The organism is Nocardia sp. NBC_00511 (genome assembly GCF_045161165.1).
In the GTDB taxonomy this organism is placed as follows: Bacteria; Actinomycetota; Actinomycetes; order Mycobacteriales; family Mycobacteriaceae; genus Nocardia.
Map to the genome: position 1 here is coordinate 6,006,952 of NZ_CP107849.1, position 19,260 is coordinate 6,026,211.

Below are 19,260 nucleotides of genomic sequence, written 5' to 3' on the forward strand. Positions count from 1 at the left end.
CGCCACAGCTGGGTCAGCGTGGCGTCCGCTGTTCGGGGATCACATCACCGTATTGTTCCGTGGAGACTCTCTGAGGTATCCCCCCAGCTGGCCGATCTTGTTACATGGGCACGGCCGCACCCACCGGCCTTCGCCGGGTCAACCAAGCGCTATTGGCAATACACACTCGGTCCAATCTACCGTCAGCGCGCAAGCCGTAATCCTAAAGGGCCATAGCGGGTGGCTATCGTCGCATTTCGCACAGTCAGCCAGCGATGTGCGACCGGTCACGTGCCGGGTCGTACAGGTGCGATCGGGCGCAATCGAGCGATTCGGACAGCGCGCGGCCGACCAGAATCACCGCCGCCTGCCGCAGTCCGGCCCCCTCGACACGGTCCGCGATGTCCGCGAGAGTGCCACGGAGAACGACCTGTTCAGGCTGACTGGCCCGATACACAACTGCCACCGGACAATCCGCGCCGTAGTCGGGCACGAGCTCGTCGGCGAGGGTCCGAATGCGCGTGATCGCCAGGTGCAGCACCAGGGTCGCGCCGGTACGCGAGAAGTTCGCCAGCGATTCCGCTTCGGGCATAACTGTCGAGCGCGCGTGTGTGCGTGTCAACACCACGGACTGCACCTGCTCGGGCACCGTCAGCTCCGCACCCAGCAGCGCCGCGGCCGCCGCGTAGGCCGGTACCCCGGGTGTCACGTCCCACGGGATGCCGTGCGCGTCCAGGGCCCGCTTCTGCTCGGTCAGTGCCGAATAGATCGACGGGTCACCCGAACACAGGCGTGCCACATCGTTGCCGTCGGCATGAGCGCGCACACAGTGGGCCACGATCTGCTCCAGATCCAGCCCCTGCGTGTCGATCAGTTCGGCCCCGGGTGCGCAGTGCCCCAGCACTTCCGGATCGAGATAGGTCCCCGCGTACAGACAGACCGGGGATCTCCGCAGCAGCTCCACCGCGCGCACGGTCAGCAGATCGGCCGCACCCGGTCCGGCCCCGATGAAGTGCACAGTCATCCAGCGAGTCTCGCACAGCCGGTCAGAACCGCCCGGCGGCTACCAGTACCGCGATCACGAACAGTCCGACGTTCGACAGCGACCGCGCGTACTCGCCACGGCGCGCATGCGTGATGAACCCGCCGACCATCACCAGCGCCAGCCCCACGGCCGCGATCGGCGTCAGCACGGGCGCGATCCCGGTGGCCCACGGCAGCACCACACCGGCCCCGCCCAGCACCTCGACGGCACCGATCCCGCGCACCGCCTGATCCGACATGTCGTCGACCCACGGCATCCCGCCGCGCAGCTTGTCCTTGGGCAGCACGGCTTTCGCGATGCCGCCGAGGATGAACGAGCTCGCGAGCACGATCTGCCCGACCCACAACCAGATGTTCATGACTACTTTTCCTTTTCATACAGCCAGGACGCGGCAACCGAATCCGCCACCCGGTCGATCAACTCCTCGTCGCCGTCCCCGCCGAGCAGGTTCAGCCAGAGGAAGACGGGCCCCGCGAATTGCGCATGCGCCCAACGCAGATCGGGCAGGCGCTCCAGTTCCCCACGCCGCACCGCCCGCTCCGCGACCGCCTGCACGAGTTCCCGCTCGGGCAGCAGGCAGACCTCGGCGAACACCTGCTGCAGCGAATTGTCGTGCAGCAGATCAGCCATCAGCTCCGGCACCACGGTCCGCACTCGCGGATGCGCCATCCGCCCGACGAAATCCGCCGCCACCTCCCGCAGATCACCACGCAGACTGCCGGTGTCGCGATACTCCCGTGGCCGCAGGTCCCCCACCAGATGATGCAGCGCCAGAGCCGCTTTCGACGGCCAGCGGCGATACAGCGCCGCCTTCCCCACCCCGGCCCGGACCGCCACGTCCTGCACTCGCAGGCCCGCGTACCCGACCTCACTCAGTAGGGCCAGCGTCGCGTCCCGGACGGCCAGGTCGGTCTCGGCCGACAACGGCCGCCCCACCCGCGCAGCACCAGATTCGGAACTCATGGTTCCGAATCTAATACCGGAACTCGTAGTTCCGCAATACCCGAGCCTCAGCCACTCACCGAGAAGACGGCATTCACCTTCGTCGGCCGCAGCCGCACCACCAACTCCCCCGGAACCGCATTCCGCCGCCCGAACTCCTCCGCCCGCTCCGCACCCATATACCGGGCCCCGATCACCGCGGCGGTCCGAAAAAGCTCCTCCGGATCCTCGGAAACCTCAGCAACCCCCTGCACCTGAACGAACGCATACGGCGGCGTCTCCACATCCACACACAGCGTCACCCGCCCATCCCCCGCAACCCACCGCCCCTTGGCCGTGTCCTTCCCCGTATTGAAAACAATCTCGTCCCCCTCCAACACGAACCACACCGGCGCGACCAACGGCCGCCCATCCCCGGCCACGAACGACAACTTGCCGGTCCGAGTCCCTTCGGAAAGAAATTCACGCACACGAGGATCCGCCAGTGAGGTCATGCCGTCAGCGTAAGACGTCGAATACGGGTGCGGCGGAACACCACACCGGGCGTGCGCGGGACATGACGCCAGGAATGGCGATCGAGTGCAGGGAGTAGCACCGGCACACACGATCAGAAATATCCAATTTCCTTATACTGCAACGGAATTCAGTATTCTTTTGCTTGCTCGAGGAGTAGAATGGAGGTATGAATTCGGGGGAATCCTCCAACATGAGCGGTATGGCCGACCTGGTCGCCGCGGTGAATGTTGTCGCCTCCACCGATTTCACCCACTTCAGCGAAGACGAGCTCACCGAGTTCTTGCAGCAGTGCGAGATGTGCAAGCGCGTGTTGTCCGCGATGGATTCACGGTTGATTATCGAAGTCTCCGACCGGTCCATGCCGCAAACCTCCGGTGCGGGAGGAGTTGTTCGGTACCTGCGGGATACGTTGCGGCTCACCAAGTACGACGCCACCTGTCGCGCGAAAGTGACCGAGCAGGTCGGTGAATTCCGTGACCCCACAGGGCATCTGCGCGAGCCTGCGTTGGCGGCTACCGCGCACGCCTACGAGATCGGTGAGATCTCCCGCGATCACGTCCGCAACATCATCGAAGTACTGCACCAGCTGCCCGACGCCGTGGACGCGGAAACGCGTACCGAGGTCGAAACCCAGTTGCTCGACTATTCACGTGAGGGTTGGCCGGATGACCTGCCGCGTATCGGGCGTGAAATCACCGCCCGTTTGGATCCGGATGGTTCTTTGACCACCGACGCGGATCGTAAGCGTATGCGGGGCCTCACAATCGGACGCCAGCGCGCCGACGGAATGTCGTGGGTGCAAGGCTGGATCCTGCCCACAGTTCGCACCGTCTGGGATGTAATCATTTCGAAGTACGCGCGCCCTGGCGTCTGCAACCTCGACGACCCGGAAAGCCCGAACCTGTTCTACGGCAAGGTCGACAAGACTGTGCTCGAGGCTGCCGCGCGCCGTGACATGCGCACCACGGCGATGCGTATTCATGACGCGTTGGCGATGATCCTGAACCCGGACATCGATGCCGCCAAGCTCGGTAAGCACCGCGGACTGCCCGTCCAGGCCGTCATCACCATGAGCCTGGAAGACCTGGAGGACGCCGCAGGGGTCGCGAATACCGCCACCGGCACCCAACTCTCGATCAATGAGGCGTTGAAGATGGCGGCGGGCACCAAGCCGATTCTCGCGATCTTCGACCGTCACGGCATGCCGCTGCACCTGCGCCGCGCCCGCCGACTGGCCAGTTCCGCCCAGCGCCTCGCCCTCATCGCATCTGAAAAGGGGTGCACCCGACCGGGATGCGACGCACCACCGAGCATGTGCGCCGTGCATCACGTCACCGACTGGGCCAAGGGCGGACCCACCGACCTGCGGAACCTGACCTTGGCGTGCGATCACTGCCATGCCCTGGTGAACAACGGCCCGAATGGGTGGAAAACGATTGTGATGGGTAAGGATTCCCCGTTCGCTGGGCGGACCGGGTGGATCAAGCCTGTGCATGTCGATCCGACGCAAACTCCACGCGTGAATCATCTCCATCACAAGGCGGAGCAGATCGCGCAATCGGTGGCACGCAGCCACAATCGGCGCGCCCGCCTGGCTTATCAAGCGCGGATCGCCCACCGCGCACCCGAATAGCGCGCAGCCGCAGCACGGCCCGCCACCACCCACCGCGATGAAGGCTGTCCGGTGTGCGTATCGGAGCGCACACGGCCGGGCACCTCGCGAAGCTATTGCCAGCCAGCCGAACCCGCCTCGGTTCCGGCACTACCGGAGTCCCTAATGCCTTGTGGCACACTCCGCATCAGCGATCAAGCCAGCTCGTACCCTTGGATAAACCCGACTCTCGTTCACAATGCAGGCACAGAGACTTAGCTAGCGTGGTCGCGTTGGGTGCCCTACCGGACTTGGGCTGACGCCAACCCGGGAGCCGTCTCCTCTCGTCCCAGCCCAGGGACTGCACGCATTACGTTCCACCAATCCCTCCCACAGACCACCTGTCCGGGAAAACGCTCGACCACCGCCAGGATTGTCGGATCCGCTCAGCCTCCACATGTTCGCGTACCGCGGTATCAAGGGTGCGAGGTCTCCACCGCGAGAGTGTCTGGGGCTTTTGTCTTTTCGGGGTTTGTCTCGAGGGTTTTGTCTCGAGGGTTTTGTTTTTGCTTGTTCTTGTCCGGGCGGTCTTGGTCTTGAAAGGTGATGCGTGCAGTCCCTGGGCCGGGACCGAGGGTGGCGGCTCCCAGGTCGCGTTAGCCAACGTCCGGTAGGGCAGGCGAGGTAACCACGCTGAACGAAATCTCTGAGCCTGCATTGTGAACCGGGGATGGGTTTATCCAAGGGTACGAGGGCGACCCTCATCCAGCGACTATCACGTCCACCGCTACGGGAGCAGAACGTCATCCGACCCTGGAAACCCCGAACACTAGATCGCCCCACGCTCCCGAGCACGCGCCACAGCCGACGTCCGAGACTTCACCCCGAGCTTCGAATAGATATGCACCAGATGCGATTTGACCGTCGTCTCGGAGAGAAACAGCCGCTTGCCGATTTCCCGGTTGGAGTGACCGTCGGCTACCAGACGGAGGACTTCGATTTCGCGGGGACTGAGAGTGGTGTCGGGTTTGCGGACCCGGGTCATCAGGCGGGAAGCGACCGAGGGGGACAGGACGCTTTCGCCGTCGGCGGCGGAGCGGACTGCGGCCAGGAGTTCGGCGGGTGGGGTGTCCTTGAGGATGTAGCCGACCGCGCCTGCTTCGATCGCACCCAGGATGTCGGCGTCGGTGTCGTAGTTGGTGACCACCAGGACGTTCGGCGGGGCGGGGAGTTCGCGGAGGGCGGCGGTGGCTTCGGCGCCGGACTTGCCCGGGCCGAAGCGGAGGTCCATGAGGACCAGGTCCACCTGGGTGGTGGCGCAGAAGGCTACGGAGTCTTCGGCTGTCGCTACCTCACCGACGACTTCGATGTCGGCGGAATCGGTTTCGGCGAGGCCGGAGTCGAGCAGGGCGCGCAGACCGGCTCGGACGATGGCGTGATCGTCGGCGAGCAGGATGCGGATCATTGGTCCTCCAGGGGGAAGGAGACGGTGACCGCGGTGTGGCCGGGTTCGGATTCCACATCCATGTGACCGCCCTGCTGTTCGACACGGCTGCGCATGGCGTTGAGACCGAAACTGCCGGAAGGAGATTCGGCCAGGACGGCGGGGGCGATGCCGGTGCCGTCGTCGACCACGTCCAGGTGCACGGCGTCGTCGCCGTAGGTGAGGGTGACGCGCATGCGCTGGGCGTGGGCGTGGCGCACCACGTTCGAGACCGCGCCCTGTGTGATGCGGACCAGAGCTGCCTCGACAGGCATCGGCAACCGCTGCGGATCCCCTTCCACCAACAGTTGGGTATCGAGGTCAGGCGTGGCGGCGCGTTCGGTGATCCGGTGCAGCGCTCCCGCCAGCGACTGGCCTTCGAGCGCCGCCGGGGTGAGTTCGGCGATGAGGTGCCGGGTTTCGACCAGGCTGTCGGCGGCGGTCTCGCGGGCCAGCTGGATCTTCTCCAGCGCGGGATGGTCGGGGGCGGCGCGTTCGACGGCGTGCAACAGCAATTGGATGCTGCTGAGCCCCTGCGCGACCGTGTCGTGGATCTCCTGGGCGAGGCGTTCCCGCTCGGCCATCTTGCCCGCGGTGCGTTCCTTCTCCGCGAGAGTGTTTCTGGTGGCGAGCAATTCGTCGATGAGCCGTTGCCGTTCGGCGGCCTCGTGGAACAGCGCCTGATATCCGAGTCCGATGGCGACCGCGACCAGTGCGCCGAGCATCGGGCCGATCACGCCCGCCACGGTCCAGCCGCGATGCGCCGCGAAGCCGACGACCGACACGATGGTGGCCGCCGCCACCGCGAGCAGTCCCCAATTGCGCGGCAGCAGGTGCAGATACAGGAAGAACAGTCCGAAGACCAGGTAGACGGCGAGCGGCGCGACGGTCACCAGCGCCAGCCACAGCACGGTCAGCAGGCCCAGCCACACGCGGGCCGCGACCAGGTTGCGCCGGTATCGGCCGCCCGCGAAGTAGACGCCGAGGAAGATGCCCGCCAGCACCATGACCAGCACCCGGTGCGGTCCGGACACGATCTCCTGAGTGGCCACCACCACGGTGAGCGCGACCACCATGATGTGCAGTCCCACCTGCATGGCGGAGAAGACCGGGGTCAGTGGGGAGGGATGCACGCGACCAGCTTATGCCCGGCTATTGACACGGCATCCATCGAAAGGAGGAAACGCCGACCCACCGTTGGCTGGGCCGGGATTCGTTCGGCAGCGCGATGGAACGAAGGCGTTTCACCGCGAGAGTTGAAGCATGTTCGTAGCACTGCGAGATCTGCGGGCCGCCCGCGGCCGTTTCCTGCTCATCAGCCTGGTGGTCACCCTGGTCGCGCTGCTCGTCAGCTTCCTCAGCGGACTGACGGCGGGGCTGGCGCACCAGAACATCTCCGCGCTGCAATCCCTGAACACCAGCACCGTGGTGTTCGCCGACACCGGGGCCGCCGCGTCCTTCGACGCCTCGACGCTCACCGACGATCAGGTGCAGACCTGGCAGCGAGCGGGCGGCACCGTCGACCCGATCGGCATCAGCCGCGCCCGCGCCACCCTCGATGACCGCTCCCCCACTCAGGTCGCATTGTTCGGAGTCGACGGAACACCCTTCGGCAATCGGACGGCTACCGATTCGGGCGCGGTGGTGCTGTCCAGCGCCGCCGCCAAGGATCTGGGCGCGAGCGCCGGGGACACGGTCACGCTGGGTGCGAACAGCTTCAAGGTGCAGCGGGTGACCGGCGACGACTGGTACGCGCACACCCCCGTGGTGTGGATGACGCTGCCGGATTGGCAAGCGCTCAACGAGCATTCGGGGGCCGCGACGATTCTGGCGGTCTCCGGGGTGAGCGATGTGTCCGCGGTGAACGCGGCCGCGCACACGATCACGACCAGCACCGACGGCTCGCTGTCGGCGATGCCCTCCTATCAGGCCGAGAACGGCTCGCTGACGCTGATGACGGTCATGCTGTTCGCCATCTCCGCCCTGGTGATCGGCGCGTTCTTCACGGTCTGGACCGTGCAGCGGCAGCCCGATATCGCCACCCTGAAAGCCCTCGGCGCGACCACTGGTTCGCTGGTGCGGGACGCGTTGAGTCAGGCGTTGATCGTGCTCACGCTCGGTGTCGGCACCGGCGTCGGAGTGACGGCGATAGCGGGCGTATTCATGGGCGGCGCAGTGCCTTTCGTACTGTCCGCGAGCACCACCCTGTTCCCCGCCGCGGTGCTGATCGTGCTGGGACTCGCGGGCGCGGCGTTCGCCCTGCGGTTCCTGGTCACCACCGACCCGCTCAACGCACTCAACCAGGCCCGCTGATGACCGCAACCCTCATGTCTCCCAGGAGCATCGCGATGACCAACGCACTCACCGTCTCCGACCTGACCCTCACCTTCCCCGACGGCACGGACCGCATCACCGCCCTCGACCACGTGAACCTGCGGGTGCGCGGCGGTGAGATCGCCGCCATCACCGGGCCGTCCGGCTCGGGCAAGTCCACGCTGCTGGCCACCGTGTCGACCCTGCTGCGCCCGGATTCGGGGCGGGTGGAGCTCGAAACGGAGTCCGGCACAGTGGATCTGGCCGCGTTGAGCCGACGTGATGCCGCCACGCTGCGACGCGAATCGATCGGCATCGTGTTCCAGCAGTCCAATCTGGTGCCCGCACTGACCGCCGTGGAGCAGCTGGAGGCGATGGTGCACCTGGGTCAGACCTGGTTCGTCTCCCCCGCCCGTCGCCGCGAAGCACGTTCGCGGGCAAGGGATCTGCTCGATGCCGTGGGTCTGGCCGGTCATGCCGACAAGCGGCCCGCGCAGCTCTCCGGCGGGCAGCGGCAGCGGGTGAACATCGCTCGCGCGCTGATGAACGATCCGTCGCTGCTGGTCATCGACGAGCCGACCAGTGCGCTGGATCAGGAGCGCGGCGCGGCCGTCATCGACCTGATCGTCGGCATCGTGCGCGAGCACCGGGCGGCCACCCTGCTGGTCACCCACGACCGCGCCCACCTGCATCAGATGGATACCGTGCACCGCATGGTGGACGGTGTGCTGAGCCTGGAATCCGAGGCGCTGGCGGCCTGAATGTTTACCCGGGTGTGACGATGGGGACCACGCGCGATACCGGCTCGAGCCACGCTGGAGTGATCGACCAGCGAAGGGAGCGGTGATGCCATTCCAGGTGCCAGTCATCGATATCGCGGCGTACGTCGGCGCGGGATCCGTGGCGGGGCGGCTCGAGACGGCCGCCCGGTTCGACGAGGCGGCTCGCACGGTCGGGTTCATGCAGATCGTCGGGCACGGGGTGCCGCAGGAGGTGCTGGACGGGTTCGCGGCGGCGCTGGACGGGTTCTTCGGGCTGGAGCTCGAGGTGAAGAAGCGGTATCGGACGCCCCCGGCGATCAATCGGGGGTATTCGCCGCCCAAGAGCGAAAGTCTCAGTCTCAGTTTGGGAGTCGAGGCGTCGACTCGGATGAACGACTTCTTCGAGGCGTTCAATGTCGGGGCCAGCACGGCCGACTATCCGGGTGTGGAGTTGCCCGCCGAGGATTATGCCGAAAACCTGTGGCCCGCCGAGTATCCACAGTTCTCCACAGCTGTGCAGAACTACTTCGACGAGGCGGCCCGGGTCGCGCGCACGCTGACCAGAGTCTTCGCCGACGCGCTGGCGCTGCCCGCCGGGTTCTTCGACCGGTTCACCGATCACTCGCTCGATGTGTTGCGGATGAACAACTATGCGCTGCCGCCCGGCGACATCGACCCGGACGCGGATCTCACCGGCATGGGCGAGCACACCGATTACGGCATCGTGACGGTGCTGTGGGCGGATCAGGCACCGGGATTGCAGGTGTTGGGCTCGGACGGCGTGTGGCACGACGTACAGCCCGCCGATGGGGCGCTGCTGGTGAATCTCGGTGATCTGATGGCTCGTTGGACCAATGAGCGGTGGTTGTCCACGCTGCATCGGGTGAAGCCGCCCATCGTGGACGGGACCATTCAGCGGCGGCGCAGTGCGGCGTTCTTCCACGACGGCAATATCGACGCCGTCATCGAGACGCTGCCGTCGTGTGTGGGCGCGGGCAGCCGGTACGAGCCGGTGCGGATCGCCGATCATATTCGGGCGAAGTTGGCGGGTTCGCGCGGGTTGCAGGCGAATTCGAATGCGGAGCGGGAGGCTGCCCGGGTGCTGGCGGCTACCGAGCGGTACTAGATGCCGGCGCGTTCGAGGCGGGCGCGGATCTCGCGTAGTGCGGCGGTCAGTTCCGGGGGTTGATGCACGACGAAGTCGACGCCCAATTCGACGAGTCGCTGTGCGATCCACAGCGGGTCGTCGTCCCGGGCGACGTCGAGGCGGCAAGAGTTCTCGTCGCGGGCGGCGATGTCGCCGGGGCACTCGCCGAGTCGCCCGATCACCTTGTCGGCCGGGGCTTCGATGTCCACCAGGAAGCGCAGTGACGGTGGGCCCGAATCGGTTCGCGCGCCGATGACGAAGGCGGCCGGGTCGGTCGCGGGCAGTTCGCGCGGGGTGAAGCGGGCCGCGGTCGGCTGCGGGCGCTCCAGGCGGTCGACGCGGAAGCTGCGCCAGTCGGCGCGGTCGAGGTCGAAGCCGACCAGGTACCAGCGGTGCCGGTAGGGCACCAGGCCGACCGGTTCGACATTGCGGCGAGTGCTCGCGCCCGCGGCGGAGAGGTATTCGAAGCGCACGCGTTCGCGGTTGGTGACCGCCGCGGCCAGGGTCGTGAGCACCTCCGGGTCGATCGTGTGCGCGGTGGCGGCGGGGGCCATGGTGGCCGCGCCCAGGACTCGGACGCGGCGGCGCAGTTTGGCGGGCAGCACCTGTTCGAGTTTGGTCAGGGCGCGGACCGACGCCTCCTCGATCCCGGCGACGGCGGATCCGGCGGCGGCGCGCAGGCCGATCGCGATCGCGACCGCCTCGTCGTCGTCGACCAGCAGCGGCGGCATGGCGGCCCCGGCGACCAGGCGGTAGCCGCCGGTCGCACCGAGCGTCGCCTCGACCGGATAGCCCAGGTCGCGCAGCCGGTCGATATCGCGGCGGACGGTGCGGTCGGAGACGCCCAGCCGGTCGGCGAGTTCGCTGCCGGGCCATTCGCGTGGGGTCTGCAGCAGCGACAGCAGGCGCAGCAGCCGGGCGGGGGTATCGCTCATGCCTCCAGGTTCCTCTCGAACTAGGACGACAATGGTCCTACATGCAGAGGTGAATCATGACCTACCGGGTTCCGGCGTGGCCTGTCACACTATAAATTGACCGATCGTTCTCGAATTGACTAGGGTCGTGAACATGGCAAGGACCAAGGAGTTCGATCCCGACGTCGCACTGCGGCGCGCACTCGAATTGTTCTGGGCGCGCGGCTACGAGGCGACATCGATCACGGATCTCGTTGCGCATCTTGGGATTGCCAAGGCCAGCATCTACGGCACCTTCGGCAGCAAGCAGCAGCTGTTCGAGCGGGCGTTGCAGCGGTACATCGAGACCACCGATCCGGTGATCATGGCGGAGCTGTCGCAGCCCGGGCAGGTGCTGCCCGCGGTGCACGCGCTGGTGGAGCGTTTCGTGAGCGAAGCTTCCAGTGACAGCCGGGTTTTGGGCTGCATGGTGGTGAACAGCGCGGTCGAGCTGGGTCCGCACGACGCGACCATCGCGCGGCTGGTGGAGTCCAGCTGGGCGCATCTCGAAACCACGCTCACCGCGGCGCTGCTGCGGGCGCGGGCACAGGGCGAGCTGGGTCCGGATTCGGATCCGCGTGCGCTCGCGCGGTTCCTGCTGGTGTTCTTCCAGGGGCTGCGGGTGATCGAGCGGACGCCGGAATCCACTGCCCGACTGCGGGATGCGGCGCGGGTCGCCGTATCCGTCTTGCGCTGAGTCTATTTCGATCTTGAAGTCCTTTTCGGGTCCTTTATCTGGACCGTACGTTCTCGATAGGAGAGTCATGAGCGGGAATTTCGACGCGAAAACTGTGCTGATCACCGGCGGTGCGGGCGGCATCGCGCAGGCCACCGCTCGGGCGTTCGCCGAACAGGGTGCGACCGTGGTGCTGGCGGGACGCGACGGCGATCGGCTGGCTCAGGTGGCCGCCGAACTGAGCGACGCGGGCAAGATCGATTGGGTGACAGCGGATGTCACCGTCGACAGCGAGGTCGAAGCGATGGTCGCGGAGGTGGTGCGGCGGCACGGCGGGCTGGATGTGGCCTTCAACAATGCCGGGATCTTCGGCGCCGCGGCACCGGTCGGCGACCTCGAGGTGAACGCCTGGCGGCAGGTGATGGATGTCAACGTGACCGGGGTATTCCTGTCCATGAAGCACGAAATCGCGGCCATGCGCGGCAATGGCGGCGGGGCCATCGTGAATATGGCGTCGAATATCGGTTCGCACGGACGGCGGCCGGGGCTGGCCGCCTATGCGGCGTCGAAGGCGGCGGTCAGCGTGCTGACCCGGGCGGCCGCGCTCGACCATATCGGTGACGGAATTCGGATCAACGCGGTGAGCCCGGGAGCGACCGACGCGCCGATGTCGCTGCGCCCCGGCGAATCTCGGGAAGACCGGGACGCGCGGCTCGCACCGATAATTCCGGTCGGTCGGGTTGGGGAAGCCGCAGAGATCGCGGCGGCGGTATTGTGGCTGGCCGGAGGCGAATCCAGCTTCGTTGTCGGGCATGATCTCGTGATCGATGGCGGCGCAACGGCATAGCGGTGAGGTTGTGTCGAGATTCCACTCGCAAATCGGTAGCGGGTTGTTGAACGGATAGACATTTTCGCGTCATCTCGACTGACTAATGTGCTCGGAATTCGCACCACGCGGTATTAGGAGCAGTCGGATGAGGAACTCACTTCCATCCAAGAACCAACTCCTTCAGGCTTGCCGAGGTACGGGATTTCCCGGGCATCCGGTCTTGCGGGCAGCGCACGATCTGACCGAGTTACACGAGCGGCTACTCGCCGCGGGACCGGAGCAGCTGCTCGAATTGGATTCCCGCCGCACCGATCTGGTGTTGGAGATCGACTGCTGGGTGACCGCGCAGCTGCCGCCCTCGCACGGCGCGGCCCGCATCCACACCGAGACGCTGGGCGCGGTCATCGACCGGCTGGCGCGGCTCACCGCGGCCGCCTATGCCGCGCTGACCCGCCCGGCCGGGCGGGAACTCACCTCCACCTGGGAGCATCTGGCCGAATTGGCCGTCGGCTATGAGGATTTGGCGTCGGAGGTCTGCACCGGACGGCGGCGGCTACCGGGGGGTCACTGACGTTTGCGGCTCGCGTACCAGTCCAGTAGCTCGGGTGCGTCGACCGCGGTCGGCGCCACCACCTTCGAAACCTCCGCACCCTGCAGCAGTTTCTTGATGGGCACCTCGAGTTTCTTTCCGGTGCGGGTGTGTGGAATGCCCGGGGCCGCAATGATTTCGTCGGGCACGTGGCGCGGCGAGACCTCGGCGCGAATCGTGGTGTTGATGCGGGATTTCAGTTCGTCGGTCAATTCCGCGTCACCGGCGAGCACCACGAACAGCGGCATCCAATACCCGCCGTCGGGCTGCTCGGCCCCGATCACCAGTGCCTCGGCGATCTCCGGAATGCGTTCCACCGCCTGGTAGATGTCGGCGCTGCCCATCCGGATGCCCTGCCGATTCAGGGTGGAATCCGAGCGGCCGTGCACGATGATGCTGTCGTGGTCGGTAATGGTGATCCAGTCACCGTGCCGCCAGACGCCGGGGAACATCTCGAAATAGGCGTCGCGGTAACGGGTTCCGTCCGGATCGTTCCAGAACGACACCGGCATGGACGGCATGGGCGCGGTGATGACCAGCTCGCCGACCTCGTTGCGCACCGGCTCGCCGAGTTCGTTCCAGGAGTCCAGGGCCACACCGAGATACGGGGCGGAGAGTTCACCGGGCCACACCGGGACGGTGCGGACGCCGCCGATGAAGGCCGACACCACGTCGGTGCCGCCGCTGATGGAGGCGACCGGGACGTGCTCACCGACGTTGTCGCGCAACCACAGTGACGACGACGGGGGCAGTGATGAGCCGGTGATGCCGACCAGGCGCAGCTGGGCGAGATCGTGATCGGTGCGCGGGACCGCGCCCGCCTTGGCGCAGGCCAGCACGTAGCCGGGGCTGGTGCCCAACACGGTGGCGCCGGTGCGGGCGGCCAACTGCCACAGGGCGTCCGGGGTCGGAGCCGAGGGGCTGCCGTCGTAGCAGACGATGGTCGCGCCGACGAGCAGTCCGGCGACCTGGAAGTTCCACATCATCCAGCTGGGGCTGGTGTACCAGAAGAAGGTGTCCTCGGGCCCGATGTCGGATTGCAGGGCAACGGCTTTGAGGTGCTCGAGCAGGACACCACCGTGACCGTGCACGATGCCCTTGGGCTTGCCGGTGGTGCCGGAGGAGTAGAGCACCCACAGCGGGTGCGCGAAATCGACCTGCTCGGTGGGGATCTCGACGGCTTCGGGGCCGGGTTCGATCTGTTCCCAGGCCAGCACACCCTCCGGCAGCGGTGCGCCGATGCGCGAGGACACCACGGTCGCGGTCAGGGTGGGCAGTCCGGCGCGCAGGGCGGCCACGTCGGCGGTCTTGTCGTGCACCTTGCCGCCGAAGCGGTAGCCGTCGGCGGTGACCAGCACGGTGGGTTCGAGCTGGCCGAGCCGGTCGAGGGCGGCCTGCGCGGAATAGTCCTGGCCGCAGGCACTCCAGACGGCGCCGAGCGAGGCGGTGGCGAGGAAGGCGATGACCGCCTCGGGGATATTGGGCAGGTATCCGGCCACCCGATCGCCGGGGCCGACGCCGAGCTCACGTAGTCGCCGCGCGAAGGCGGCGGTGGTGGCGAGCATGGCGGCCCAGGAGATCTCGGTGATCTCGCCGGTCTCGTCGACCGAGAGGATGGCGGGCCGGTCGGCGCGGCGCTGCCGCTGCACCCGGTCCACGTAGTTGAGCCGGGTGTCCGGGAACCACTGCGCGCCGGGCATTTCCGTGCTGCCGAGCACCTGCTCGGAGCGGTCGCCGAGGTCGAAGTAGCCCCAGACCGCACCCCAGAAGGCGGGCAGGTCGTCGACCGACCACTGCCACAGGGATCGGTAGTCGGGCACGGAAACTCCGCTGCGCTTCTCCGCGAACAGCGCGAAGCTGGTGATCTGCGCCTCGGCGATATCGGCCTCGGTCGGCGTCCACTGTGGTTCCACGGTTCTACCTCCTACGACGCGAATCCCGCGGTGCCCGCGTCCACGGCCCGCTGCACGATTCGCTCGGCGTGCCGGATGACCGGCATATCCACCATGCGGCCTTCGAAGGTGAACACGCCCCGATGATTGGGGGCTTCCGCCAATACCCTGCGCGCCCAGTCGACTTCCTTGGGCTGCGGGGCGTAGGCGGTCCTGATCACCGGTACCTGCTTCGGGTGGATGGCCACCTTGGCGTCGAAGCCGATGGCGATGGCGTCCTCGGCCTCGGCGGCCAGCCCGTCCAGGTCCTGGATGTCCAGGTACACCGAGTCGAGCGCGAACTTGCCGTATGCCTTGGCGGCCAGCAGGGATTGTGAGCGGACGTGCCGCGCGACGTCCCGGTAGCCGCCGTCGGCGTGGCGGCTGGAGTTGCCGCCGAGCGCGGCCACCAGATCCTCCGCGCCCCACATGACGCCGATGGCATTGCGCACCATGACCGCCCGGCCGACGGCGAGCGCGCCGAGCGGGGATTCGATGAGCGCGATCACCTCGTAGTCGACCAGCCGCGTGATCTGTTCGGCCGATTCGCATTTGGGCAGCATGATGCGCCGGTACTCGGTGCGCACCAGCGCGTCCAGGTCGAGCATGTGCTCGAGGGTGCCCGCCGCGTTGACCCGCACCACGGTGCGTTCCGGGTCGAGCGGGGTGGCGATCAGGGCCTCGCGTGCGGCGGGCTTGTCGGCCTCCGCCACGCCGTCCTCGAGATCGATGATCACCACATCGGCTGTGGCGAGCGCCTTTTCGTAGCGCTCCGGGCGGTCGGCGGGACAGAACAGCCAGGCGGGGCCGGGGAGTTCCCAGGTCATAGCGGTTTGTTCCTCACCAGGGTTTTGCGGACGGCGGTGGCCACGATGTCACCGTGCTGATTGCGTCCGGTGTGCGCGAAGGTCACGATGCCCTCGCCCGGACGGCTCTTGGATGCCCGCAGGTCGGTGACCTCGGTTTCCGCGTACAGGGTGTCGCCGTGGAAGAGCGGCTTGGGGAAGGCGATATCGGAGAAGCCGAGGTTGGCGACGATGGTGCCCTGGGTCAGCTGCGCGACCGAGAGACCGACCAGTGTGGAGAGCGTGAACATCGAATTCACCAGCCGCTGATGGAAAGGCGGCAGCGATTCCGAGAACGCCGCGTCCAGGTGCAGCGCCTGGGTGTTCATGGTCAATGTCGTGAACAGCACATTGTCGGCCTCGGTGACGGTCCGGCCGGGCCGGTGCTCGTACACCACGCCCAGCTCGAACTCCTCGAACCACAACCCGCGCTGCACGACTCGCTTCGGGGAAGCCTGCTCCGGACCGCTCACAGGCCGAGCTCCCGACCGATCAGCATCAACTGCACCTCCGTGGTGCCCTCACCGATTTCCAGGATCTTGCTGTCTCGATAGTGCCGCGCCACAGCATATTCGTTCATGAAGCCGTAACCACCGAAGATCTGCGTGGCGTCGCGGGCATTGTCCATCGCGGCCTCGGAGGCGACCAGCTTGGCGATGGCGGCCTGCTTCTTGAACGGCTTGCCGGACAGCATGAGTGCGGCGGCGTCGTAGTAGGCGGTGCGGGCCATGTGGGCGCGCGCCTCCATGCGAGCGATCTTGAACGCGATGGCCTGATTGCTGCCGATCGGGCGGCCGAACGCCTCGCGGTCCTTGGCGTAGCGGACGCTCTCGTCCACGCAACCCTGTGCGGCGCCGACCGAGAGCGCCGCGATGGCGATACGGCCCTCGTCGAGGATGCGCAGGAAGTTGGCGTAGCCGCGGCCGCGCTCGCCGAGCAGGTTGTCGACCGGCACCCGGACGTCGTCGAAGCTGAGCGGGTGGGTGTCGGAGGCGTTCCAGCCGACCTTGTTGTAGGCGGGCTCGGCGGTGAAGCCGGGGGTGTCGGCGGGCACGATGATCGTCGAGATCTCCTTCTTGCCGTCCGTGGTGCCGGTGACGGCGGTGACGGTGACCAGGCGGGTGATATCGGTGCCCGAGTTGGTGATGAACTGCTTGGAGCCGTTGATGATCCAGCTGTCGCCGTCCTGCACGGCGGTGGTGCGGGTGCCGCCGGCGTCGCTGCCCGCGCCGGGTTCGGTCAGGCCGAACGCGCCCAGGGCCCGGCCGCTGGCCAGCAGCGGCAGCCATTCGGCCTTCTGCTTGTCATTGCCGAAGCGGTAGATCGGCATCGCCCCCAGGGAGACACCGGCTTCCAGGGTGATGGCTACGCTCTGGTCGACCTTGCCGAGCTCCTCGAGGGCCAGGCACAGCGCGAAGTAGTCGCCGCCCATGCCGCCGAACTCCTCGGGGAACGGCAGGCCGAACAGGCCCATATCGGCCATGCCCGCGACGACCTCGTACGGGAAGCTGTGCTCCGCATCGTGTTTCGCGGAGACCGGGGCCACCACCTGGTTGGCGAAGTCGCGGACGGTGAGGGCGAGTTCGCGGTATTCGTCCGGAAGCGTTCCGGTGGACAGGAATTCGGTCATGACGGGTTGTTCTCCTCGACGATGATGCGGGCCAGCGGCTGTTCGAGTTTCACCTGCGCGCCCGGCTGGACCAGCAGTTCGACGCGACCGGCGACGGGGGCTTTGAGGGCGTGCTCCATCTTCATGGCCTCCACGACCACGATGGACGCGCCCGCTTCGACCAGGTCGCCGGTGGCGACGGGGGTGGCGATGACGGAACCTGGCATGGGGCTGAGGATTTCGGCGTCGCCGACGTGTTCGCCGCCGCCGCGCAGATCGGCTTCGGCGACCTCGCGCAGCAGGGCGGTGCCGTCGCGATCGGCTACCCAGAGGCGGCCGGGTTCGGTGGCGACGCGGATTCGGGTGCGCAGGCCGTTCAGGGTGAGGGTGAGGGTGTTGCCGTTGGAAGTGGCTGCGAGGGTGTGCTTTTCGCCGTCTTCGAGCCAGGCGGTGGCGTTTTCGGGGGTACCGGTGAGGTAGACGTGTGCGGTGCGGTCGCCGCCGGTAAGGCGGATGGTGACCGGGGCGTGTGCGCCGACTCGCCAACCCGTGGTCTGCTGCCACGGGTCGCCCGTGGTCTGCGGCATCGAGTTCATCCACAGGTGCGTTGCGGCGGCGAAGAACTGGGCGTCGGTGACCGCGGCAGGCGCGAAATCGACTGCGCGGCGGTCCAACAGCCCGGTGTCGAGGCGTCCAGCCTGGACGTCCGGGTCGTCGAGCAGGAACCGCAGGAAGTCGGTGTTGGTGCGGACACCCAGGATCTCGGTATCCCGCAGTGCGCCATCGAGTCTCGCGAGTGCGGTGCCGCGGTCGGCCGCGTACGCGATGACCTTCGACAGCATGGGGTCGTAGTCGGTGCCGACCACGGTGCCCGCGCGCAGACCCGAATCCACCCGCACGCCGGGGCCTTCCGGCTCCGAGAGCGCCAGCACGGTGCCGCCGGTGGGCAGGAAGTCGCGGCCCGGGTCCTCGGCGTAGACGCGCGCCTCGACGGCGTGACCGGTGAGGCGGATGTCCTCCTGCGCGACGGCCAGCTTCTGCCCGGCGGCGATGCGGACCTGGCATTCCACCAGGTCGACGCCGGTGACCAGTTCGGTGACCGGATGTTCCACCTGTAGACGGGTGTTCATCTCCATGAAGAAGAACTCGTCGGGTTGTTCGGCGGAGACGATGAACTCGACGGTGCCCGCGCCCACGTAGTCGACGCTGCGGGCGGTATTGCAGGCGGCCGCGCCGATGCGGGCGCGGGTCTTGGCGTCCAGCAGCGGCGAGGGGGCCTCCTCGATCACCTTCTGGTGGCGGCGTTGCAGGCTGCATTCGCGTTCGCCCAGATGCAGGACGTGGCCGAAGCGGTCGGCCAGGATCTGCACCTCGATGTGGCGGGGGCGGGTGACGAAGCGCTCCAGGAACAGGGTGTCGTCGCCGAACGCGGCGGCGGCCTCGCGGCGGGCGCTGGCCAGGGCGGCGGGGAGTTCGGCCGGGTCCTCGACGCGGCGCATGCCCTTGCCGCCGCCACCGGCGGACGGCTTGACCAGCACCGGGTAGCCGATTTCGACTGCGGCGGCGATCAATTCGGCGTCGGTGAGGCCGGGCTTGGCGATGCCGGGCACCACGGGGACGCCGTAGGCGGCGACCGCGTTCTTGGCGGTGATCTTGTCGCCCATCACCTCGATGGCCTTGGCAGGCGGGCCGAGGAAGACGATTCCGGCGTCGTCGAGAGCGGACGCGAAGGCCGAATTCTCCGACAGGAAGCCGTATCCCGGGTGTACCGCCTGCGCGCCGGAGCGCACGGCGGCCGCGACGACCTTCTCGATGTTCAGGTACGAGTCACGGGCGGCGGCGGGGCCGAGGCGGACCGCGGTGTCGGCTTCCAGCACGTGGCGGGCATCGGCATCGGCGTCGCTGTAGACGGCGACCGAGCGAATTCCCATGGTGCGCAGGGTGCGAATGACCCGCACCGCGATCTCACCGCGATTGGCTACCAGCACGGTGTCGAAGGCGACGGGCTGTGCTTTGTCGGAGACGAGAGAGTGCACTGCGTTCATCATGTC

At 67.2% G+C, this 19,260-nt stretch carries 19 protein-coding genes; 7 read left to right on the forward strand and 12 right to left on the reverse strand.

Features of this window, described 5'->3' with window-relative positions:
* Nucleotides 1-244: 244 nt before the first annotated feature.
* Genes cobM through OG300_RS28100 form a run of 4 tightly spaced genes read right to left on the reverse strand, consistent with a single transcriptional unit; the run spans nucleotide 245 to nucleotide 2,460 of the window.
* The gene (gene cobM, locus OG300_RS28085) at nucleotides 245-1,003 is read right to left on the reverse strand and encodes a precorrin-4 C(11)-methyltransferase (RefSeq protein ID WP_405486035.1); all 759 of its coding nucleotides are present in this window, start codon (nucleotides 1,001-1,003) and stop codon (nucleotides 245-247) included.
* Nucleotides 1,004-1,025: 22 nt separating this feature from the next.
* Nucleotides 1,026-1,382, reverse strand: a complete 357-nt coding sequence (locus OG300_RS28090) for a DoxX family protein (protein WP_405486036.1) — start codon at nucleotides 1,380-1,382, stop codon at nucleotides 1,026-1,028.
* Nucleotides 1,383-1,384: 2 nt separating this feature from the next.
* A complete protein-coding gene (locus OG300_RS28095; protein ID WP_405486037.1) occupies nucleotides 1,385-1,987 on the reverse strand; it encodes a TetR/AcrR family transcriptional regulator in 603 nt (200 codons plus the stop codon).
* Between the two features lie 47 nt (nucleotides 1,988-2,034).
* The gene (locus OG300_RS28100; RefSeq protein WP_405486038.1) at nucleotides 2,035-2,460 is read right to left on the reverse strand and encodes a PPOX class F420-dependent oxidoreductase; all 426 of its coding nucleotides are present in this window, start codon (nucleotides 2,458-2,460) and stop codon (nucleotides 2,035-2,037) included.
* 188 nt (nucleotides 2,461-2,648) lie between these two features.
* Here OG300_RS28100 and OG300_RS28105 point away from each other — a divergent pair, with 188 nt between their 5' ends.
* Nucleotides 2,649-4,115: a DUF222 domain-containing protein gene (locus OG300_RS28105; RefSeq protein ID WP_405486039.1), complete on the forward strand. Its 1,467-nt coding sequence runs from the start codon at nucleotides 2,649-2,651 to the stop codon at nucleotides 4,113-4,115.
* Nucleotides 4,116-4,902: 787 nt separating this feature from the next.
* On the opposite strand, the gene OG300_RS28110 is transcribed toward OG300_RS28105, so the two are convergent.
* Nucleotides 4,903-5,538 carry a LuxR C-terminal-related transcriptional regulator gene (locus OG300_RS28110; protein ID WP_405486040.1) on the reverse strand — a complete coding sequence of 212 codons (636 nt, stop codon included), beginning with the start codon at nucleotides 5,536-5,538 and terminating at the stop codon, nucleotides 4,903-4,905.
* Nucleotides 5,535-6,689 carry a sensor histidine kinase gene (locus OG300_RS28115; protein WP_405486041.1) on the reverse strand — a complete coding sequence of 385 codons (1,155 nt, stop codon included), beginning with the start codon at nucleotides 6,687-6,689 and terminating at the stop codon, nucleotides 5,535-5,537. The genes OG300_RS28110 and OG300_RS28115 overlap by 4 nt, the downstream gene beginning before the upstream one ends.
* A gap of 130 nt (nucleotides 6,690-6,819) precedes the next feature.
* Here OG300_RS28115 and OG300_RS28120 point away from each other — a divergent pair, with 130 nt between their 5' ends.
* From OG300_RS28120 to OG300_RS28130, 3 genes are all read left to right on the forward strand, one after another.
* Complete coding sequence (locus tag OG300_RS28120; protein WP_405486042.1) at nucleotides 6,820-7,869, forward strand: ABC transporter permease; 1,050 nt, start codon at nucleotides 6,820-6,822, stop codon at nucleotides 7,867-7,869.
* Nucleotides 7,870-7,904: 35 nt separating this feature from the next.
* Nucleotides 7,905-8,630: an ABC transporter ATP-binding protein gene (locus tag OG300_RS28125; protein ID WP_405486043.1), complete on the forward strand. Its 726-nt coding sequence runs from the start codon at nucleotides 7,905-7,907 to the stop codon at nucleotides 8,628-8,630.
* Between the two features lie 85 nt (nucleotides 8,631-8,715).
* Nucleotides 8,716-9,756, forward strand: coding sequence for an isopenicillin N synthase family dioxygenase (locus OG300_RS28130; protein WP_405486044.1), 1,041 nt, complete (start codon nucleotides 8,716-8,718; stop codon nucleotides 9,754-9,756).
* Here the strand turns inward: OG300_RS28130 and OG300_RS28135 are convergent.
* Nucleotides 9,753-10,712 carry a helix-turn-helix transcriptional regulator gene (locus tag OG300_RS28135; protein WP_405486045.1) on the reverse strand — a complete coding sequence of 320 codons (960 nt, stop codon included), beginning with the start codon at nucleotides 10,710-10,712 and terminating at the stop codon, nucleotides 9,753-9,755. The two genes, OG300_RS28130 and OG300_RS28135, sit on opposite strands and share 4 nt — an antisense overlap.
* A gap of 133 nt (nucleotides 10,713-10,845) precedes the next feature.
* Here OG300_RS28135 and OG300_RS28140 point away from each other — a divergent pair, with 133 nt between their 5' ends.
* The 3 genes from OG300_RS28140 to OG300_RS28150 all read left to right on the forward strand — a co-directional run bounded on the left by OG300_RS28140 (nucleotide 10,846) and on the right by OG300_RS28150 (nucleotide 12,806).
* Entirely contained in the window at nucleotides 10,846-11,427 is a 582-nt protein-coding gene (locus tag OG300_RS28140) for a TetR/AcrR family transcriptional regulator (RefSeq protein ID WP_405486046.1), read from the forward strand.
* Nucleotides 11,428-11,494: 67 nt separating this feature from the next.
* Complete coding sequence (locus tag OG300_RS28145) at nucleotides 11,495-12,253, forward strand: SDR family NAD(P)-dependent oxidoreductase (protein WP_405486047.1); 759 nt, start codon at nucleotides 11,495-11,497, stop codon at nucleotides 12,251-12,253.
* A gap of 202 nt (nucleotides 12,254-12,455) precedes the next feature.
* A complete protein-coding gene (locus OG300_RS28150) occupies nucleotides 12,456-12,806 on the forward strand; it encodes a DUF4254 domain-containing protein (protein WP_405486049.1) in 351 nt (116 codons plus the stop codon).
* On the opposite strand, the gene OG300_RS28155 is transcribed toward OG300_RS28150, so the two are convergent.
* From OG300_RS28155 to OG300_RS28175, 5 genes are read right to left on the reverse strand one after another with little or no spacing between them, the layout of a single operon-like run.
* Entirely contained in the window at nucleotides 12,800-14,737 is a 1,938-nt protein-coding gene (locus OG300_RS28155) for an acetoacetate--CoA ligase (protein ID WP_405486051.1), read from the reverse strand. The genes OG300_RS28150 and OG300_RS28155 overlap by 7 nt on opposite strands.
* A gap of 11 nt (nucleotides 14,738-14,748) precedes the next feature.
* Entirely contained in the window at nucleotides 14,749-15,582 is an 834-nt protein-coding gene (locus OG300_RS28160) for an HpcH/HpaI aldolase/citrate lyase family protein (protein ID WP_405486053.1), read from the reverse strand.
* Nucleotides 15,579-16,073 (reverse strand): MaoC family dehydratase, encoded by a 495-nt coding sequence (locus OG300_RS28165; protein ID WP_405486055.1) that lies wholly within the window; start codon nucleotides 16,071-16,073, stop codon nucleotides 15,579-15,581. The genes OG300_RS28160 and OG300_RS28165 overlap by 4 nt, the downstream gene beginning before the upstream one ends.
* On the reverse strand, nucleotides 16,070-17,230 hold the full coding sequence (locus OG300_RS28170) for an acyl-CoA dehydrogenase family protein (protein WP_405486057.1): 1,161 nt from the start codon (nucleotides 17,228-17,230) through the stop codon (nucleotides 16,070-16,072). Before OG300_RS28170 ends, OG300_RS28165 begins: the two co-directional genes overlap by 4 nt.
* On the reverse strand, nucleotides 17,227-19,257 hold the full coding sequence (locus OG300_RS28175; protein ID WP_405486059.1) for an acetyl/propionyl/methylcrotonyl-CoA carboxylase subunit alpha: 2,031 nt from the start codon (nucleotides 19,255-19,257) through the stop codon (nucleotides 17,227-17,229). Before OG300_RS28175 ends, OG300_RS28170 begins: the two co-directional genes overlap by 4 nt.
* Nucleotides 19,258-19,260 lie beyond the last annotated feature (3 nt).

What these genes read in the sequence shown, in the direction of transcription:
- OG300_RS28130 (WP_405486044.1), top strand. Translation starts at nt 8,716, where the DNA reads ATGCCATTCCAGGTGCCAGTCATCGATATCGCGGCGTACGTCGGCGCG.
- OG300_RS28110 (WP_405486040.1), bottom strand. Translation starts at nt 5,538, where the DNA reads ATGATCCGCATCCTGCTCGCCGACGATCACGCCATCGTCCGAGCCGGT.
- OG300_RS28095 (WP_405486037.1), bottom strand. Translation starts at nt 1,987, where the DNA reads ATGAGTTCCGAATCTGGTGCTGCGCGGGTGGGGCGGCCGTTGTCGGCC.
- OG300_RS28135 (WP_405486045.1), bottom strand. Translation starts at nt 10,712, where the DNA reads ATGAGCGATACCCCCGCCCGGCTGCTGCGCCTGCTGTCGCTGCTGCAG.
- OG300_RS28170 (WP_405486057.1), bottom strand. Translation starts at nt 17,230, where the DNA reads ATGACCGAATTCCTGTCCACCGGAACGCTTCCGGACGAATACCGCGAA.
- OG300_RS28105 (WP_405486039.1), top strand. Translation starts at nt 2,649, where the DNA reads ATGAATTCGGGGGAATCCTCCAACATGAGCGGTATGGCCGACCTGGTC.
- OG300_RS28175 (WP_405486059.1), bottom strand. Translation starts at nt 19,257, where the DNA reads ATGATGAACGCAGTGCACTCTCTCGTCTCCGACAAAGCACAGCCCGTC.
- OG300_RS28160 (WP_405486053.1), bottom strand. Translation starts at nt 15,582, where the DNA reads ATGACCTGGGAACTCCCCGGCCCCGCCTGGCTGTTCTGTCCCGCCGAC.
- OG300_RS28090 (WP_405486036.1), bottom strand. Translation starts at nt 1,382, where the DNA reads ATGAACATCTGGTTGTGGGTCGGGCAGATCGTGCTCGCGAGCTCGTTC.
- OG300_RS28120 (WP_405486042.1), top strand. Translation starts at nt 6,820, where the DNA reads ATGTTCGTAGCACTGCGAGATCTGCGGGCCGCCCGCGGCCGTTTCCTG.
- OG300_RS28100 (WP_405486038.1), bottom strand. Translation starts at nt 2,460, where the DNA reads ATGACCTCACTGGCGGATCCTCGTGTGCGTGAATTTCTTTCCGAAGGG.
- OG300_RS28145 (WP_405486047.1), top strand. Translation starts at nt 11,495, where the DNA reads ATGAGCGGGAATTTCGACGCGAAAACTGTGCTGATCACCGGCGGTGCG.
- cobM (WP_405486035.1), bottom strand. Translation starts at nt 1,003, where the DNA reads ATGACTGTGCACTTCATCGGGGCCGGACCGGGTGCGGCCGATCTGCTG.
- OG300_RS28140 (WP_405486046.1), top strand. Translation starts at nt 10,846, where the DNA reads ATGGCAAGGACCAAGGAGTTCGATCCCGACGTCGCACTGCGGCGCGCA.
- OG300_RS28125 (WP_405486043.1), top strand. Translation starts at nt 7,905, where the DNA reads ATGACCAACGCACTCACCGTCTCCGACCTGACCCTCACCTTCCCCGAC.